This is a genomic window from Streptomyces sp. NPDC104202 (genome assembly GCF_055584185.1).
Map to the genome: position 1 here is coordinate 112,837 of NZ_JBVJMN010000002.1, position 16,758 is coordinate 129,594.

The 16,758-nt window shown below is 71.4% G+C and carries 16 protein-coding genes; 1 reads left to right on the forward strand and 15 read right to left on the reverse strand.

From position 1 onward, the window contains the following. Positions 1–185 precede the first annotated feature (185 nt). The 11 genes from ACZ60W_RS01845 to ACZ60W_RS01895 all read right to left on the reverse strand — a co-directional run bounded on the left by ACZ60W_RS01845 (position 186) and on the right by ACZ60W_RS01895 (position 11,638). Positions 186–3,011, reverse strand: coding sequence for a DEAD/DEAH box helicase (locus tag ACZ60W_RS01845; protein ID WP_469753359.1), 2,826 nt, complete (start codon positions 3,009–3,011; stop codon positions 186–188). A 135-nt stretch (positions 3,012–3,146) separates the two neighbouring features. After that, positions 3,147–4,049, reverse strand: a complete 903-nt coding sequence (gene tatC, locus ACZ60W_RS01850; protein WP_469753488.1) for a twin-arginine translocase subunit TatC — start codon at positions 4,047–4,049, stop codon at positions 3,147–3,149. 104 nt (positions 4,050–4,153) lie between these two features. Then, the gene (tatA, locus tag ACZ60W_RS01855; protein WP_469753360.1) at positions 4,154–4,441 is read right to left on the reverse strand and encodes a Sec-independent protein translocase subunit TatA; all 288 of its coding nucleotides are present in this window, start codon (positions 4,439–4,441) and stop codon (positions 4,154–4,156) included. Positions 4,442–4,626: 185 nt separating this feature from the next. Further along, the gene (locus ACZ60W_RS01860; RefSeq protein ID WP_469753361.1) at positions 4,627–4,824 is read right to left on the reverse strand and encodes a hypothetical protein; all 198 of its coding nucleotides are present in this window, start codon (positions 4,822–4,824) and stop codon (positions 4,627–4,629) included. A 13-nt stretch (positions 4,825–4,837) separates the two neighbouring features. After that, positions 4,838–5,092 carry a hypothetical protein gene (locus ACZ60W_RS01865; RefSeq protein ID WP_469753362.1) on the reverse strand — a complete coding sequence of 85 codons (255 nt, stop codon included), beginning with the start codon at positions 5,090–5,092 and terminating at the stop codon, positions 4,838–4,840. Between the two features lie 227 nt (positions 5,093–5,319). After that, a complete protein-coding gene (locus ACZ60W_RS01870; RefSeq protein WP_469753363.1) occupies positions 5,320–6,285 on the reverse strand; it encodes a helix-turn-helix transcriptional regulator in 966 nt (321 codons plus the stop codon). A gap of 16 nt (positions 6,286–6,301) precedes the next feature. Then, on the reverse strand, positions 6,302–7,258 hold the full coding sequence (locus ACZ60W_RS01875) for a helix-turn-helix transcriptional regulator (protein WP_469753364.1): 957 nt from the start codon (positions 7,256–7,258) through the stop codon (positions 6,302–6,304). A gap of 139 nt (positions 7,259–7,397) precedes the next feature. Beyond that, the gene (locus tag ACZ60W_RS01880; RefSeq protein WP_366303808.1) at positions 7,398–7,778 is read right to left on the reverse strand and encodes an FKBP-type peptidyl-prolyl cis-trans isomerase; all 381 of its coding nucleotides are present in this window, start codon (positions 7,776–7,778) and stop codon (positions 7,398–7,400) included. Between the two features lie 43 nt (positions 7,779–7,821). Beyond that, positions 7,822–8,760, reverse strand: coding sequence for an FKBP-type peptidyl-prolyl cis-trans isomerase (locus ACZ60W_RS01885; protein ID WP_469753365.1), 939 nt, complete (start codon positions 8,758–8,760; stop codon positions 7,822–7,824). Between the two features lie 166 nt (positions 8,761–8,926). Continuing rightward, on the reverse strand, positions 8,927–10,288 hold the full coding sequence (gene pafA, locus ACZ60W_RS01890; RefSeq protein ID WP_033204999.1) for a Pup--protein ligase: 1,362 nt from the start codon (positions 10,286–10,288) through the stop codon (positions 8,927–8,929). 69 nt (positions 10,289–10,357) lie between these two features. Further along, positions 10,358–11,638, reverse strand: coding sequence for an MFS transporter (locus ACZ60W_RS01895; RefSeq protein ID WP_469753366.1), 1,281 nt, complete (start codon positions 11,636–11,638; stop codon positions 10,358–10,360). A gap of 135 nt (positions 11,639–11,773) precedes the next feature. Between ACZ60W_RS01895 and ACZ60W_RS01900 the strand changes: the two genes are divergently transcribed. Then, the gene (locus tag ACZ60W_RS01900; RefSeq protein ID WP_469753367.1) at positions 11,774–12,796 is read left to right on the forward strand and encodes a LacI family DNA-binding transcriptional regulator; all 1,023 of its coding nucleotides are present in this window, start codon (positions 11,774–11,776) and stop codon (positions 12,794–12,796) included. 107 nt (positions 12,797–12,903) lie between these two features. On the opposite strand, the gene prcA is transcribed toward ACZ60W_RS01900, so the two are convergent. From prcA to dop, 4 genes are all read right to left on the reverse strand, one after another. Next, positions 12,904–13,656, reverse strand: a complete 753-nt coding sequence (gene prcA, locus ACZ60W_RS01905; RefSeq protein WP_469753368.1) for a proteasome subunit alpha — start codon at positions 13,654–13,656, stop codon at positions 12,904–12,906. Between the two features lie 52 nt (positions 13,657–13,708). Then, positions 13,709–14,548 carry a proteasome subunit beta gene (gene prcB / locus ACZ60W_RS01910; RefSeq protein WP_469753369.1) on the reverse strand — a complete coding sequence of 280 codons (840 nt, stop codon included), beginning with the start codon at positions 14,546–14,548 and terminating at the stop codon, positions 13,709–13,711. A 159-nt stretch (positions 14,549–14,707) separates the two neighbouring features. Beyond that, positions 14,708–14,920 (reverse strand): ubiquitin-like protein Pup, encoded by a 213-nt coding sequence (locus ACZ60W_RS01915; protein ID WP_053194491.1) that lies wholly within the window; start codon positions 14,918–14,920, stop codon positions 14,708–14,710. Between the two features lie 160 nt (positions 14,921–15,080). Then, positions 15,081–16,592, reverse strand: coding sequence for a depupylase/deamidase Dop (gene dop / locus ACZ60W_RS01920; RefSeq protein WP_469753370.1), 1,512 nt, complete (start codon positions 16,590–16,592; stop codon positions 15,081–15,083). Positions 16,593–16,758: the final 166 nt, after the last annotated feature.

Consider the following 16,758-nt stretch of genomic DNA (forward strand, 5'->3'; position numbering starts at 1 on the left):
TACGTCCCCTCCCCAACTGGCCTTTCCCCTGTACGAGTCCATGCAAGCGGAAGGGTCGGCCCGTGCGCCACCCCTGTGGACGACGGCCTGTGGACAACGCTGCGCGGGGCGGAGGAAGCGGCCGGAAACGACCCGGTGCCCGTGGCGTGATCGCCACGGGCACCGGGTCGTGCGCAGGAGGTGGGTCAGCCGACCGAGCTGTAGGCGACGACACCGCGGAGCAGGGAGTCGACCGCCTTGCGGGCGTTCTTCGCGACCGTGCTGTTCTCCTTGGGAGCGGCCGCGGCGATCTGCCCGAGGACGTCGATGACCTGCTTGCACCAGCGGACGAAGTCGCCGGCGGGCATCTCGGCCTCGCGCAGGACCTCGTCGAGGCTCTTGTCGGAGGCCCACTGGTAGGCGGCCCAGGCGAAGCCGAGGTCGGGCTCCCGCTGGCCGACCCCCTCGGCCTGGTTGATCTTGAACTCCTCTTCGAGGGCGTCGAGACGGCCCCAGATGCGGACCATCTCGCCGAGCGCCGCCTTGGCGTTGCCGGTGGGCAGCTTGGGGGCGACGGCGTCGTCCGCCTGGCGCGACTCGAAGACCAGCGCGGAGACGCAGGCGGCGAGTTCGGGCGGGGTGAGCCCCTCCCAGACACGGTCGCGGAGGCACTCGCTGGCGAGCAGGTCGAGCTCGCCGTAGAGCCGCGCGAGCCGCTTGCCGTTGTCCGTGACGTCGTCCCCGCGCAGGTAGTCGAGCTCGGTGAGGAGCGCGACGATCCGGTCGAAGGTGCGGGCGATCGTGTTGGTCCGGCCCTCGATGCGCCGCTCCAGCTGCTGGGTGTCGCGCTGGAGGCGGTGGTAGCGCTCGGCCCAGCGGGCGTGGTCCTCGCGCTCGTCGCAGCCGTGGCAGGGATGGGCGCGGATCTCGGTGCGCAGCCGCGCGATCTCGCGGTCGTCGGCCGCGGCCGCGCGCTGCTTGCGGTGCCGCTCGGGGTTGATGTGCCCGGCCTTGCTCCGCAGGGCGGAGGCGAGGTCGCGGCGGGACTGCGGGGAGCGGGGGTTGAAGGTCTTGGGGATCCTCATCCGCTCCAGCGCCTCGACGGGGACCGGGAAGTCCATCGAGGCGAGCCGCTTGACCTGACGCTCGGCGGTGAGGACGAGCGGGCGGGGGCCGTCGTGGTGCTCGAAGCCGCGGTGGCCGTTGGTGCGGCCGGCCGGGATGCCGGGGTCGAGGACCAGCGCCAGCCCGGCGAACTTGCCGGTGGGCACGTGGATGATGTCGCCGGGCTTGAGCTTCTCCAGGGAGCCGGCCGCCTGCGCGCGGCGCTGGGCGGCGCCCTGCCGGGCCAGTTCGGTCTCGCGGTCCTTGAGGTCGCGGCGGAGCCGCGCGTACTCCTCGAAGTCCCCGAGGTGGCAGGTCATGCCCTCGCGGTAGCCCTCCAGCCCTTCCTCGTTCCGCTGGACCTGGCGGGAGATGCCGACGACGGAACGGTCCGCCTGGAACTGCGCGAACGAGGTCTCCAGCAGCTCGCGCGAGCGGTGCCGGCCGAACTGGTCGACGAGGTTGACCGCCATGTTGTACGAGGGCCGGAAGCTGGAGCGCAGCGGGTAGGTGCGGGTGCCGGCGAGGCCGGCGAGGTGGCCGGGGTCGAGGCCGCGCTGCCACAGGACGACGGCGTGGCCCTCCACGTCGATGCCGCGGCGGCCGGCGCGGCCGGTGAGCTGCGTGTACTCGCCGGGGGTGATGTCGGCGTGCTGCTCGCCGTTCCACTTGACGAGCTTCTCCAGGACGACGGACCGCGCGGGCATGTTGATGCCGAGGGCGAGGGTCTCGGTCGCGAAGACGGCCTTGACGAGGCCGCGGACGAAGAGCTCCTCGACGACCTCCTTGAAGGTCGGGAGCATGCCGGCGTGGTGGGCGGCGATGCCCCGCTCCAGCGCTTCGAGCCACTCGTAGTAGCCGAGGACGTGGAGGTCCTCCGCGGGGATGGAGGCGGTGCGCTGCTCGACGATCTCGCGGACCCGCAGCCGTCCCTCGTCGTTGTTGAGGCGCAGGCCGGCGTAGAGGCACTGCTGTACGGCGGCCTCGCAGCCGGCGCGGCTGAAGATGAAGGTGATGGCGGGCAGGAGCCCTTCGGCGTCGAGGCGCTCGATGACCTCGGGGCGGCCGGGGGTCCAGATGCGGGAGCGCTGGCGGCGCTCGCGCTCGCGGTCGGCCTCGCGGACCATCTTGCCGCGGCGCCGGTCGCGCGGGTTGTAGGCCGAGTTCTCGGTGCGGGCGAGGCGGATGAGGTCGGGGTTGACCTCGCGCCGGGCGGAGCCGCGGCCTCCGTGGTCGGTCTCCTCCTCGAAGAGGTCGTACATCCGGCGTCCGGCGAGGACGTGCTGCCAGAGCGGTACGGGGCGGCTCTCGGAGACGATGACCTCGGTGTCGCCGCGGACGGTGTCCAGCCAGTCGCCGAACTCCTCGGCGTTCGACACGGTCGCGGAGAGCGACACCAGGGTGACGGACTCGGGGAGGTGGATGATCACTTCCTCCCAGACCGCGCCGCGGAAGCGGTCGGAGAGGTAGTGGACCTCGTCCATGACGACGTAGCCGAGGCCGGAGAGGGCCTGGGACCCGGCGTACAGCATGTTGCGGAGGACCTCGGTGGTCATGACGACGATCGGGGCGTCGCCGTTGACACTGTTGTCACCGGTGAGGAGGCCGACCTTGTCGGGGCCGTACCGCTTGACGAGGTCGGCGTACTTCTGGTTCGACAGCGCCTTGATGGGGGTCGTGTAGAAGCACTTGCGGCCCTGGTCGAGGGCGAGGTGGACGGCGAACTCGCCGACGATGGTCTTGCCGGAGCCCGTGGGCGCGGCGACGAGCACGCCCTTGCCCGCTTCGAGGGCCCGGCACGCTTCGATCTGGAAGGGGTCCAGACCGAACTCGTACATCTCGCGGAAGGGCGCCAGCGCGGTGGCCTGCTCTGCGTTGCGCGCCAGGGCGGCGGCATAGCGCTGGGCTGGTGTGAGGTCCTCTGTCATCTTGTCATCGAGCCTACCCGCCACCTGTGACAGTGACGCGATCTTTATCGGGGCAATGGTTCCGGCCGCGGTGGCGGGCCCCGGACGTGCGAAATCCCCCCGGACGCCGTCCGGGGGGATCCGCCGTGCTCGGGATCAGGTGATGTCGTCGTAGCCGTTGAGCCGCTGGGCGGCGGACCCGCCCGGTTCGCCGGTGGCCTGCTCGGGCAGGGCGCGGGCGGCGGGGACGGGTTCGACGGCGCCGACCCTCTCGGGGGTGAGGTCCAGCGCGGACGCCTCGTCGTCGTCGAGCTCCGCGTCGGGGTTCGCGCGTCGGCGTCGCCGGTCGTTGAGGAGCGAGAAGCCGACGGCTCCGAAGTACAGGATCGTGATCGGCCCGGCGAGGGCGATCATGCCGACCGGGTCCGTGGTCGGGGTGATCACGGCGCCGAAGACGAACACGCCCATGATCACGCCGCGCCACCAGCCGGCCATCCGGCGGCCGGTGAGGACACCGGTGAGGTTCAGCATCACCAGGACGAGGGGGAGCTCGAAGGCGAGGCCGAAGACGAGCACCATGCGCAGGGTGAAGTCGAGGACGTCGTTCAGCGACAGGATGTTCGCGGAGCCGCTCGGCGTGAGGCTGATGAGGACCTTCACGCTGACGGGGAGGATGAGGTACGCGAGGTAGGCGCCGGCAGCGAAGAGCGGCACGGCCGCGCCCACGAAGGCGTACGTGTACTTCTTCTCGTTCTTGTGCAGCCCGGGCGCGACGAACGCCCACAGCTGGTAGAGCCAGACCGGGCTCGCGACGACGAGGCCCGCCGTCAGCGACAGCTGGATCGTCGTGCTGAAGGGGGCCATCAGCGTGTTGAAGGAGACGATCGCGCAGTTGCCGCCGTCGCTGGTGACGCCCTTGGCGCAGGTGGGCACCGACTTCGTCAGGAACTGCATCAGCTCCTCGCTGTAGGCGAGGGCGACGATCGTCACCGCGGCGATGGCGAGGAGACCCTTCGCCAGGCGGTTGCGGAGTTCACGCAGGTGCTCCACGAGGGGCATCCGGCCCTCGGGATCCTTCTCCTGCTTGCGGGCAGACTTGGGCAACCCACGTCCTCATCTCGTGCGGCAGCCGCCGCCCGGTGCGGCGGCTGCGGCGGACCGGGTCAGCGCTTGGTGGTGTCCGAGGGCTCGGCCACGGGACGCGAGCTGGTCACGTCGCCGGGGGCGGCCTGGATCGTGCGCGGCGCGGGCTGCGGGTCCGTGGCACCGGCCTGCGGCGGGTCGGCGGGCGCGCTCTGCTGGTCGTCCGACTTCATCGCCTTGGCCTCGCTCTTGAGGATGCGGGCCGACTTGCCCAGGGAGCGGGCCATGTCCGGGAGCTTCTTGGCGCCGAACAGAAGGATGATCACGACGAGGATCAGAATGATCTCGGTGGGGCCGAGCCTACCCATAGCTGTTTACCTTCTTCACCGAGGAGACATGGAGTGCGTGCCCGGCGGGTCGGACGTCCGTCCGGCCACCGCGCTGCCTGCGATCGTAACCCGCAGGAGTAAACGCAGGGCAATGCCCTTGCATACTCCCGATTTCGTCGAACGAGCCCCCTCAAGGGCGTCTTCATGCAGGGTACGGCACGGGTTCAGCGCAGGGTCTCGCCCGTGCGGGCCAGGTCGGCGGCCGCGTCCTCCAGCTCTCCGGCCGCCCGATTGATCCGTTCTGTGGTGTGCGCCACCTGACGGCCGAGGCGCTGGACTTCGAGGAAGACCTTGATGCCGAGGACGCCGAGGACGGCGACACCGAGAAAACCGAGGGCGATGGCGAGCATGGGCCAGAACATGTGCCGAGCCTACTCAGACGGTCGTGTGGAGGCGCAGGGTGCGCACCCCGCCGCCGGTGAGGAGCTCGACGATCCGCTCGCCGGCGGGCTTGCGGACGGAGTTGCCGCACTCGGGGCAGGTGAAGGAGTAGAAGGTGGTGCGCCGGCTGGCGCCGATGGCGAGCCGCAGGGCGCCGGCGGAGAGCTCGAACCGGGAGCGGCAGTCGGGGCAGGCCGCCTTGAAGAGGACCGGGGCCACCGTGGCCGTCAGACCGTGCGTCACCGACATCTCCCTCACTTCGCCCGCTTCCCGTCCACGGCCGCCCGGCGGTCCGTGTCCCCGTCTCCCGCACGCGGCCGCCGGTGGCCCGCGGGCCCGGCGGTCCCGCCCTCCGGTGGCGTCCGCGCCGCCGGATCCGTCATGTCACCACGTCGTCATGTCACCACGTCAGTAACAGCGTCGCCCGGGCGGGGAACGTCACGCACCGGCGACGCCTCCCGCCCGGGGACGGGGCCTCAGGCGCCCTCGTACGCGGCGAGCGCGGCGGCGGCGGCCGTCCTCGCGCTGTCGGCGAGGTCAGCGGGGGCGACGATCCGTCCGTCGCTGCCCAGCCGGAGCGCGAGCCGGCGCAGGGAGGCGGGGTCGGGCGTCCGCAGGGTGATCCGCAGGCCCCCGTCGGGCAGCTCGTCGGCTCGGTCGTGCGGGTAGTACTCGGCGACCCAGCGGCCACCGGGGCCGACCTCGACCACGACCTCGGGGTCGTCGGCGGACGGCTGGACCAGCCCCTCGGAGAGGTCGCGCAGCTCCAGCTCGGGCGGCGCGGCGTGCTCGTCGAGGATGCGGATCTCGACGACCCGGTCGAGCCGGAAGGTGCGGCGCGCCTCGGAGAGCCGGCACCACGCCTCCATGTAGGTGTGGCCGACGGCGAAGAGGCGGATCGGCTCGACCTCGCGCTCGGTGAGCTCGTCGCGGGCGGGCGAGTAGTAGCGCACCCAGAGCCGGCGGCGTTCGGAGATGGCCCGGTCGACCTCGGCGAAGACGCCGCCCTCGGACTCGAAGGTGACCGAGAGCCGGGAGCTGGCTCCGGCGGCCTCGCCGGCCGCGGCCTCCAGCTTGGCGGTGGCGCGCAGCAGGGCGTCGCGGTCGCCCTCCCGGAGCCCGGGCAGGGTGGCGACGGCGCGGGCGGCGACGAGGAGGGCGGTCGCCTCGTCGGCGGCGAGGCGCAGCGGCGCGGCGGCGTCCGCGCTGAGCGCGCTGGGGTTGCGCCACCAGATCCGGTCGCCGTCGGTGTCGATGTCGAGCAGGTCGCCGCCCCGGAAGCTGGTGCCGCACATGGGCAGCACGTCCAGGTCGGAGATCAGCTCGTCCTCGGTGATCCCGAAGGCGCGGGCCACGTCGGCGACGTGGGCGCCGGGGCGCTCGCGGAGGTAGGTGACGAGGGAGAGCATCCGCCTCGTCTGGTCGATCGCGTTGGCAGCCATGCGGTTCGTCTCCCCCTCAGCCCTTGGCCACGGCGCGCAGCCGGTCCACCACGTCGGCCCGCAGATCGGCGGGCTCCTGGACGACCACGTCCGGTCCGAACTCGACCAGCCAGGCGTCGAGCCCGTGGCCGTACGGGATCTCCAGCTCGTCCCAGCCGTCGGCGCCCTCGCGCGCGGACAGGGCGCGGGCCCGCAGCGGGTAGCCGCAGCCGGCGCGCAGCCGGATCCGGGCGGAGCGGGTGGCGGTCTCGCCGGCCCAGGTCTCGACGGTCTCGCGGACGGTGACGACGTCGGGCACGGGCGCGGTGAAAGCGCCGGCCCGGGAGCGGACCTTGCCGGTGATCCGGGAGAGGCGGAAGACGCGCTCGGCGCCGCGCTCGCGGTCCCAGCCGGCGAGGTACCAGTGGCCGCGCCAGCATTCGAGGGTCCAGGGCTCGACCTGGCGGGTCTCGGGGCGGGCGGCGTTGGCCTTGCGGTAGTCGAAGACGACGGGGCGCCGGTCGCGGCAGGCCAGCATGAGCGGCTCGAAGGCCGCCTCGTGGACCGGGATACGCGGTTCGAGGGCGCTGGGCTGGGTGTCGTAGGAGTCCTCCGCCTCCGGCATGCCGGCGGCGCGGAGCTTCTGGAGGGCGCCGCTGGCGGCGCCGGCGAGGCGGGCCTGCTGCCAGACCTTGGCGGCCAGGCCGAGCGCGGCGGCCTCCTCGACGTCGAGGGTGATGGGCGGCAGCGTGTTGGAGTCGCGGCGGGCGAGGTAGCCGATCTCGCCCTCCAGGTTCTCGACGGTCTCGATGACCAGGCCGAGCTCGCGCAGGTCGTCCTTGTCGCGCTCGAACATCCGGTTGAAGGCGTCGTCGCCCGCGGCTTCGAGATAGGCCTCGATGGACCCGCGCAGTTCACGCTTGCTCAGCGGACGGCGCGTCCCGAGCAGGCACAGCGCGAGATTCATCAGCCGCTCGGACTTGGCAATCGCCATCGACGCCCTGCACCTCTTCCGCGGATCCACTTCTCGGACGTCCGACCGTACCGCCCCGGGGTGTCGCGGCCAAAGCCGAGGCCCCCGTCACGGTGGACGGGGGCCTCGGAGCGACCGGGTACGGCCGGGTGCGCGCGGGTCAGCGCTTGGCGACGCCCACGAGGTCGCAGACGAAGATCAGCGTCTCGCCCGGGGCGATCGCGCCGCCGGCGCCGCGGTCGCCGTAGGCGAGGTGCGCGGGGATGACCAGCTGGCGGCGGCCGCCGACCTTCATGCCCTGGACACCCTGGTCCCAGCCCTGGATGACCTGGCCGGCGCCGAGGTTGAAGTCGAGCGGCGTGCCGCGGTTCCAGGAGGCGTCGAACTCCTCGCCGGTGGAGAAGGCCACGCCCACGTAGTGGACCTTGACGAAGTCACCGGCGGCGGCGACGTCTCCGTCACCCTCCCAGATGTCCTTGATCTCCAGGTCCTTCGGCGGCTCGCCACCCGGGAAGTCGATCTCGGGCTTCTCGATGCTCACGGAATTGCTCCTCGTACTGATGAACTGCTCGATCGGGACAGTCTTACATCTTCGTCAGGATGTCGACGACGAACACCAGCGTGGAGTTCTTCGGAATGCCCTGCTTCTCCTCGTTGCCGAAGGCCTCGGACGGCGGGGCGACGATGAGGACGCGGCTGCCGAGCTTCTTGCCGACGAGGCCGTTCTTGAGGCCCTTCAGCGTGAGCTGCTCCAGCGGGAAGTTGGCGGGCTTGCCGGTGGTGTACGTCGAGTCGAAGACCTTGCCGTCCTTCCAGAGGGCGGCGACGTAGTTCACGACGACGGTGTCGGTGGCCTTGACGGCCGCGCCGTCGGACTCCAGCACGTAGTTCGAGACGAGCTTGGTCGGCGGGTCGACCTTGGGGACCGTCAGCGAGGGGGCCTTGCCGTCGGTGTTGGTGCCGACCTTGGGCAGGTCCTTGTTGTCCTGGGCGACCGGGGTGCCGGTGGCGGACTTCGGGATGGTGACGGCCTTCAGGATGTCCACGACGAAGACGAGGGTGGCGTTGGGCTTGATGTCGCCCTGACCCTGCGCGCCGTAGCCGAGCTCCGGCGGGATGCCGATCTCGATGCGGCTGCCGACCTTCTGGCCCTCCAGGCCCTGGTCCCAGCCCTTGATGACCTGACCGGCGCCCAGCGTGAGGTCGAACGGCTGGCCGCGGTCGAAGCTGTTGTCGAAGGGGGTGGTGGAGTCCCACGCCTGACCCAGGTAGTTGACCTGGAGCGCGTCGCCCTTCTTCGTCACCGGGCCCGTGCCCTCGCTGATGACGTTGACCTTCAGTTCCTTGGGCGGGTCGCCCTCGCCCTTGGAGAGGGTCGGCTTCTCCCCGAACTTCTCCCCCGCGGTGATGGCGGGCAGCCCGTTCTTCATCGATGCGGAATCGGAGCCCTTGTCGTCGCTGCCGCACGCCGCTGTGGAGAGCAGCAGCAGCGGGACGACGAGAAGGCCGGCAAGTCGGCGCACGTGTTCCTCAGATCTCAGACGGCACAGTAGTGGTGCCGACACTCTAGGGGGTGTCCCGCCGCTCACGCCGGGCTCGCGACGCCCGGCACCCCCTGAGGACCCTCCTGTCAGCAGGAGGGCCCCGCACGTGAGACGTGCGGGGCCCTCGGGCGCGTACGACCTGGTCCTACATCCCGGCGATCAGCTTTTCCACCCGGTCGTCGACGGAGCGGAACGGGTCCTTGCACAACACGGTGCGCTGGGCCTGGTCGTTGAGCTTGAGGTGCACCCAGTCGACGGTGAAGTCCCTGCGCTGCTCCTGGGCGCGGCGGATGAAGTCGCCGCGGAGCCGGGCACGGGTGGTCTGCGGGGGCACCGACTTGCCCTCGAAGATCTTCAGGTCGTTGCAGATCCGCGCCGCCTGCCCGTTCTTCTGGAGCAGGTAGTAGAGCCCACGACGGCGGTGGATGTCGTGGTAGGCGAGGTCTATCTGCGCGACCCGGGGGTTCGACATGGTCATGTTGTGCTTGGCCCGGTAGCGCTCGATGAGCCGGTGCTTCATGACCCAGTCGATCTCGGTCTCGATGCGGTCGAGCCGCTCGCTCTCGATCGCGTCAAGGGTGCGGCCCCACAGCTCCAGGACCTGGGCGACGGTGCCGGAGCGGATGCCGCGGCGGTCGACGAAGTCCACGGCCTTCTCGTAGTACTCGCGCTGGACCTCCAGGGCGGAGGCCTCACGGCCGCTGGCGAGCCGGACCTTGCGCTGGCCCGTGATGTCGTGGCTGACCTCGCGGATGGCCCGGATGGGGTTCTCCAGGGTCAGGTCGCGCATCACGGTGCCGGCCTCGATCATGCGGAGCACCAGGTCGGTGGCGCCGACCTTGAGCAGCATGGTCGTCTCCGACATGTTCGAGTCGCCGACGATGACGTGGAGCCGGCGGTAGCGCTCGGCGTCGGCGTGCGGCTCGTCCCTCGTGTTGATGATGGGCCGGGAGCGGGTGGTGGCGGAGCTGACGCCCTCCCAGATGTGCTCGGCGCGCTGGGAGACGCAGAACACGGCGCCCCGCGGGGTCTGGAGGACCTTTCCCGCGCCGCAGATGAGCTGCCGGGTCACCAGGAAGGGAATGAGGATGTCCGCGAGCCGGGAGAACTCCCCGTGGCGGGCGACGAGATAGTTCTCGTGGCAGCCGTAGGAGTTTCCGGCCGAGTCGGTGTTGTTCTTGAAGAGGTAGACGTCGCCGGCGATTCCCTCCTCGTGCAGGCGGCGTTCGGCGTCGACGAGCAGGCCCTCGAGAATGCGCTCGCCGGCCTTGTCGTGGGTGACCAGTTCGGTCACGTTGTCGCATTCCGGTGTGGCGTATTCCGGATGCGATCCCACGTCGAGGTACAGGCGGGCGCCGTTCCGCAGGAAGACATTGCTGCTGCGGCCCCATGACACGACACGGCGGAAGAGGTAGCGCGCCACTTCGTCAGGAGACAGTCGGCGCTGTCCCCTGAACGTGCACGTGACGCCGTACTCGTTCTCCAGCCCGAAAATGCGGCGGTCCATGTCTGAACATTACGCCTGACGGCCTGTGCTGAAACCGGGTTGGGCGTTCCCGTTTCGATCATTTTCCGATCAGTGCGCGTTCTTTTCCGTGTGTACGGCGGCGGGGACCGCGTCCGCTCCGGCGTGTCGCACGGTGTCGCCGGGCGTGCCGGGGGACACGGGGACGGTGAGGACGCGCCCGGTGGCGACCAGGACGAGCAGCGCGACGAGGCCGCCCACGCCCGCCACGGCGAAACCCGCGACCGTCCCGGCCAGTTCGACCGCGGGTCCGGCGACCGCGGAACCGAGGGCCGCGCCGACCCCGAAGGTGGTGACGAGCCACGAGAAGGCCTCGGTGACGGTGCCGCGCGGAGCGTGCCGGTCGACCACGATGAAGGCGCAGGCGAGGACCGGGGCGAGGAAGAGGCCGGAGAGGACGGAGAGGCCGGTCATGGCAACGGGGCCGGGCGTCAGCATCAGCGGCAGGTAGCAGACCGCGAGGAGCAGCACGAGGACCCGCAGCCGCCGTTCGGGCGCGCCGGCCCACTGCCGGGCGCCGTAGACGGTGCCGCCGAGGAGGGCGCCGAGGCCGAGGGCGGCCATCAGCCAGCCGTAGACGGAAGGGGTGCCCCGGTCGTCGGCGTAGGCGACGGCGGCGACGGTGATGGAGCCGAGGGCGAGGCCGACGAAGAAGAAGGAGCCGAGGAGGGCGAGCAGCCCGGGCGAGCGCAGGGCGCCCAGCCAGTGGGCCTCGCGGGTGGCGGAGCGCCAGGTCCGGGAGGGCTCGGAGAGGACGACGGCGAGGGCGCCGAGCACCCCCAGGACGTTGATGACGACCAGGGCGGCGGCGGGCGACCACACGGCGACGAGGAGCGTCACCAGCAGCGGGCCGACGGTGAACATGACCTCCTGGGCGACCGCGTCCAGGGCGTACGCGCGGTGGACGCGGTCCTCGCGGCCCAGGACGCTCGGCCACAGGGCGCGCAGTCCGCCCTCCAGCGGCGGGGTGAAGAGGCCGGCGAGCACGACGGCGACGTAGGCCACGGCGAGGTGGCCGATGCCGGTGAGGGCGAAGAGGGCCATGCCGAGCGCCGAGAGGACCGCGGCGGGCAGCTGGACGCGGGGCTGGCCCTTGAGGTCGACGGCGCGGCCGAGGAGCGGCTGCCCGACGGCGTTGGCCACGCCGTAGGCGGCGATCAGGCCGCCGGCCAGGGTGTAGCTGCCGCCCTGGTCCCGCACGAACAGGGTCATGGCGATGGGTCCGGTGCCGTTGGGCAGGCGCCCGACGAGCGTGCCGGTGAGCAGCCGGGCGGCGTGCGGCGCCCGGAGTATGTCGAGATAGCCGCCGTGCGCGGGGGCCTCGGTGGCCATGTCCGCTCTCCCCTCACCTCGGAATCCCGCCGAGGTTTTACGTATAACGTTACCGGTCATACGTACCATGTCGGCGGGACGCGGGTCCACCCCGCCCCCAGCGATCCCGACCAGCGTGCCACGCGGAGGCCAGCCGTGCAGATCCACGAACCCGCCGCCGGAGGCGCCCGGCCGACCAGCCGGGACGTGGCCCGTGTGGCGGGCGTCTCCCAGGCCACCGTCTCCCTCGTGCTGGGCGACAAGTGGCGCGGCCGGGTCTCCGAGCGCACGGCGGAGACGGTTCGCGAGGCCGCCCGCGAGCTGGGCTACCGGCCCAACCTCGCCGCCCGGAACCTGCGGCTCGGCCGTACCCGCACGGCCCTGCTCGTCGTGCCGGCCCTGACCAACGAGTTCTTCGCCCACGTCCACACCGGCGCGGCCGCCGTGGCCGCCCGGCACGGCTTCGGCGTCGTCCTCTACCCCTCCCCCGACGGCGTCGGCCCCGCCCGCGACCCGTTCGCCTCCGCCCAGGCCGCCCTGGACGGGGTCATCGCCTCCTCCATGGCGGCGGACGCGCTCGGCGCCCTCCGCGGGACCGAGCTGCCGCTGGTGATGCTCGACAGCGATCCGTCCGACCCGGCGGCCTCGGCCCATGTGAACCTCGACGTCGCCGACGGCATGCGGAGGGTCACCGAACACCTGCGGGCGCTCGGCCACCGGCGCTTTCTGCACCTGGCGTCGGCCGTGCCGTCCTGGACCTTCGACGTCCGGGCCGCCGCCCTCGCCGACGCCCTGCGCGGGACGGAGCTGCGGACGGTACGGGCGCCCCTGACCGTCGCCGGGGCGCGGGAGGCCGCCGCCCGGGCCTTCGACGCCCCCGGCCCCCGGCCCACGGCCGTGGTCTGTGACGACGACATCCTGGCGGTCGGCGTGGCGAAGGTCGCCCGCCGGCTGGGGCTGCGGGTCCCGGAGGACCTGTCGATCACCGGCTTCGACGACCTGTCGCTCGCGTCCGCGGTCGAGCCGGAGCTGACCACCGTCCGGCTGCCCGCCGAGGAGTTCGGCCGGCGGGGCATGGAGGCGCTCCTCGCCGTCCTGGCGGGCGACAGGGTCGCTCCGGCCACGCTGCCCGTCTCGCTCGTCGCACGGGGCTCCTCGGGCCCGGCACCGGCCGTCTGAGCCTCTCGGGGTCCGGCCCGCCCCGCCGGGAGGCGGAGACGGCCGAACCCCGGACGCGCCCGAGGGGCCCCGGTCCGTGGACCGGGGCCCCTCGGGGACGGAGGTGACTACTCCTCGGGCGCCTCGTCCGAGGGCTCGTCGGTCTTCGCCGCCGCCGCGTTGTCCGCCTCCAGGAGACGGGACAGCTGACGGCCGACGATCCGCTTGAACTTGCGCTGCTGCGGACGCGTGCGGTCCAGGACCGCCACCTCCAGCCGCTCCGCGGGGATCTCCCGCTCGGTGCCGTTGGTGTCCCGCGAGAGCGCCTGCACGGCCAGCTTCAGGGCCTCGGCCAGGGACATGCCGTCCCGGTGCCGCTGGTCGAGGAAGGAGCTGATCTGCTCCGCGTTGCCGCCGACCGCGACCGAGCCGTGCTCGTCCACGATCGAGCCGTCGTGGGGCAGCCGGTAGATCTGGTCGCCGTCCGGCTCGGTGCCGACCTCGGCGACGACGAGCTCGACCTCGTAGGGCTTCTCCCCCGCGCTGGAGAAGATCGTGCCGAGCGTCTGGGCGTAGACGTTGGCCAGGCCGCGCGCGGTCACGTCGTCCCGGTCGTAGGTGTAGCCCCGCAGGTCGGCGTAGCGGACGCCGCCGATGCGGAGGTTCTCGTACTCGTTGTACTTGCCGGCCGCGGCGAAGCCGATCCGGTCGTAGATCTCGCTGAACTTGTGGAGTGCGCGCGACGGGTTCTCGCCGACGAAGACGATGCCGTCCGTGTACTGGAGGACGACGAGGCTGCGGCCTCGGGCGATGCCCTTGCGGGCGTACTCGGCCCGGTCGGCCATGGCCTGCTGGGGTGAGACATAGAACGGCGTGGACACCGGCTACCGTCCCTTTCTTCCGGTCTGAAGGGCTACTGCGGGCGGTGAGCGGTCAGAGAAGGGCGGCGCGCGGCCCGTCGGGCTGCTCCAGACGCCGCTCGGTGACCGACCGGGCCAGGTCGGAGGACTCGGCCTCGCTGAGCCTGCGGAAGCCCTCCTCGGTGATGACGGTGACGATCGGGAAGATCCTGCGCGCCATGTCCGGGCCGCCGGTCGCCGAGTCGTCGTCCGCCGCGTCGTACAGCGCCTGGACCACCAGCGTGGTGGCCTGCTCCTCGGTGAGGTCGGCGCGGTACAGCTTCTTCATCGACCCGCGGGCGAAGATCGAGCCGGAGCCCGTGGCGGCGTATCCGTGCTCCTCGGAGCGGCCGCCGGTCACGTCGTAGGAGAAGATCCGGCCCTTCTCCCGGCCCTCGTCCCAGCCCGCGAAGAGCGGCACGACGGCGAGCCCCTGCATGGCCATGCCGAGGTTGCCCCGGATCATGGTGGAGAGACGGTTCGCCTTGCCCTCCAGGGAGAGCGTCGCGCCCTCCACCTTCTCGAAGTGCTCCAGCTCCAGCTGGAACAGCTTGACCATCTCCACCGCGAGTCCGGCGGTGCCGGCGATGCCGACGGCGGAGTACTCGTCCGCCGGGAACACCTTCTCGATGTCCCGCTGCGCGATCATGTTGCCCATGGTGGCCCGCCGGTCACCGGCGAGGACGACCCCGCCGGCGAACGTCGCCGCCACGATGGTGGTGCCGTGCGGCGCCTCGACGATGCCCTCCGGGAGCTTCCGGTTGCCCGGGAGCATCTCCGGCGAGTGGTCGGCCAGGAAGTCCATGAACGAGGACGACCCCGGCGTCAGGAAGGCCGCCGGCAGACGCCCGGTGCTACGAGGGTTGGCTTCCACGCGATTCCTTCCGGGTGGGAGAGTCGCCCGCCTCGGGAGGCGCGGGGCGATCTTGGTTGCTGTGCACGGACCATACCCGTGCCACCGCCTGTCATCCGTCCCCGGGCCCACGGCTTTCTCCGGGGCTCCGGGGACGGAGACGACAGGCGCGCGAGGCGGCTACTGGCCGCCCTTCTGAACGAACGAGCGCACGAAGTCCTCGGCGTTCTCCTCGAGCACGTCGTCGATCTCGTCCAGGACGGAGTCCACGTCCTCGCTCAGCTTCTCCTGGCGCTCCTGGAGGTCGGAGCTCGCCTCCGTGGTGGTCTCCTCGACCTCCTCCGTGGAACGCGTCGCCTTCTGCTGTCCGCCGCCGGTGTCCTTGGTCGCCATATCCCTCACCCCGCTCGATTCGGCCCGCTCGGTCGAGTCCTTACAAGATCAGACCCTATAGCGCGGGCCCGACTTCGGCCCCGCGGTTTCGTCAACGTCCGGGCACTGATTCCATGATTCCCAGCGCCCGGGTATTTCAGGCCCGAACCGGGCCACCGTTTCACCCGCCGGAAAGCACGCGGACGAGTTCCTCCGCCGTCCGGCAGCGGTCCAGCAGCGATTTCACATGGGCCTTGGTGCCGCGCAGCGGTTCCATCGTGGGAACGCGCTGGAGCGAGTCGCGGCCGGGCAGGTCGAAGATCACCGAGTCCCAGGAGGCGGCCGCCACGTCGTCGGCGTACTGCTCCAGGCAACGGCCCCGGAAGTAGGCCCGGGTGTCCTCCGGCGGCGCCGTCTCGGCCCGCAGCACCTCCTCGTCGTCCAGAAGCCGCTTCATGCGCCCGCGGGCCACCAGGCGGTTGTAGAGGCCCTTGTCGGGGCGCACGTCCGCGTACTGGAGGTCCACCAGGTGCAGCCGGGCCGCGTCCCAGTCCAGGCCGTCGCGCCGCCGGTAGCCCTCCATGAGCTCCCGCTTGGCGATCCAGTCGAGCTCGCCGGCCAGGCTCATCGGGTCGTTCTCGAGCCGGTTGAGCGTGTCCTCCCAGCGGGTGAGGACGTCCTTGGTCTGCTCGTCCGCGTCCGCGCCGTACCGCTCCTCCACGTACTTCCTGGCCAGCTCGAAGTACTCCATCTGGAGCTGGACCGCGGTGAGCGTCCGGCCGCTGCGGAGGGTGACCAGGTACTGCAGGGTCGGGTCGTGCGAGACGTGGTGGAGGGTGCGCACCGGCTGGTCGACGGCGAGGTCGACGGTGATGAAGCCGTCCTCGATCATCGACAGGACCAGCGCAGTCGTGCCCAGCTTGAGGTAGGTCGAGATCTCCGACAGGTTCGCGTCGCCGATGATCACGTGGAGCCGGCGGTAGCGCTCGGCGTCGGCGTGCGGCTCGTCCCTGGTGTTGATGATGGGCCGCTTGAGGGTGGTCTCCAGGCCGACCTCGACCTCGAAGTAGTCGGCGCGCTGGCTGATCTGGAAGCCGTTCTCCCGGCCGTCCTGGCCGATGCCCACCCGCCCCGCGCCGGTCACGACCTGGCGGGAGACGAAGAAGGGCGTCAGGTGGCGCACGATGTCCGAGAAGGGGGTCTCCCGCTTCATCAGGTAGTTCTCGTGCGTGCCGTAGGACGCGCCCTTGTTGTCGGTGTTGTTCTTGTAGAGGTGGATGGGCTGGGCCCCGGGCAGCTGGGCGGCGCGGACCGCCGCCTCCGCCATGATCCGCTCGCCGGCCTTGTCCCAGAGGACGGCGTCGCGCGGGTTGGTCACCTCGGGCGAGCTGTACTCGGGGTGGGCGTGGTCCACGTAGAGCCGCGCACCGTTGGTGAGGATCACATTGGCCAGGCCGATGTCCTCGTCGGTGAGCTGGCTGGAGTCGGCGACCTCGCGGGCGAGGTCGAAGCCGCGGGCGTCCCGCAGCGGGTTCTCCTCCTCGAAGTCCCAGCGGGCACGGCGCGCCCGGTGCATCGCCGCCGCGTAGGCGTTGACGATCTGGGACGAGGTGAGCATGGCATTGGCGTTCGGGTGTCCCGGGACGGAGATCCCGTACTCCGTCTCGATGCCCATTACTCGCCGTACGGTCATGCGGCCCTCCTTGCCCGGCGTCGCTCACAGTGCGCGACTCGGCGTTACCGAAGAGCCTAGAGCGGCTCAGCGCTGGTGGGGAGATCACTTGCGGCATTTCCCGGCTGCCGAGGGAAAAGCTGCCGGAATGCGACGGCTGCGGATGCCCGGTTTCCGGACATCCGCA

Coding starts and splice junctions, on each gene's coding strand:
- ACZ60W_RS01845 (WP_469753359.1), bottom strand. CDS start 3,011: ATGACAGAGGACCTCACACCAGCCCAGCGCTATGCCGCCGCCCTGGCG.
- tatC (WP_469753488.1), bottom strand. CDS start 4,049: ATGCCCCTCGTGGAGCACCTGCGTGAACTCCGCAACCGCCTGGCGAAG.
- tatA (WP_469753360.1), bottom strand. CDS start 4,441: ATGGGTAGGCTCGGCCCCACCGAGATCATTCTGATCCTCGTCGTGATC.
- ACZ60W_RS01860 (WP_469753361.1), bottom strand. CDS start 4,824: ATGTTCTGGCCCATGCTCGCCATCGCCCTCGGTTTTCTCGGTGTCGCC.
- ACZ60W_RS01865 (WP_469753362.1), bottom strand. CDS start 5,092: ATGTCGGTGACGCACGGTCTGACGGCCACGGTGGCCCCGGTCCTCTTC.
- ACZ60W_RS01870 (WP_469753363.1), bottom strand. CDS start 6,285: ATGGCTGCCAACGCGATCGACCAGACGAGGCGGATGCTCTCCCTCGTC.
- ACZ60W_RS01875 (WP_469753364.1), bottom strand. CDS start 7,258: ATGGCGATTGCCAAGTCCGAGCGGCTGATGAATCTCGCGCTGTGCCTG.
- pafA (WP_033204999.1), bottom strand. CDS start 10,288: ATGGACCGCCGCATTTTCGGGCTGGAGAACGAGTACGGCGTCACGTGC.
- ACZ60W_RS01895 (WP_469753366.1), bottom strand. CDS start 11,638: ATGGCCACCGAGGCCCCCGCGCACGGCGGCTATCTCGACATACTCCGG.
- ACZ60W_RS01915 (WP_053194491.1), bottom strand. CDS start 14,920: ATGGCGACCAAGGACACCGGCGGCGGACAGCAGAAGGCGACGCGTTCC.
- dop (WP_469753370.1), bottom strand. CDS start 16,592: ATGACCGTACGGCGAGTAATGGGCATCGAGACGGAGTACGGGATCTCC.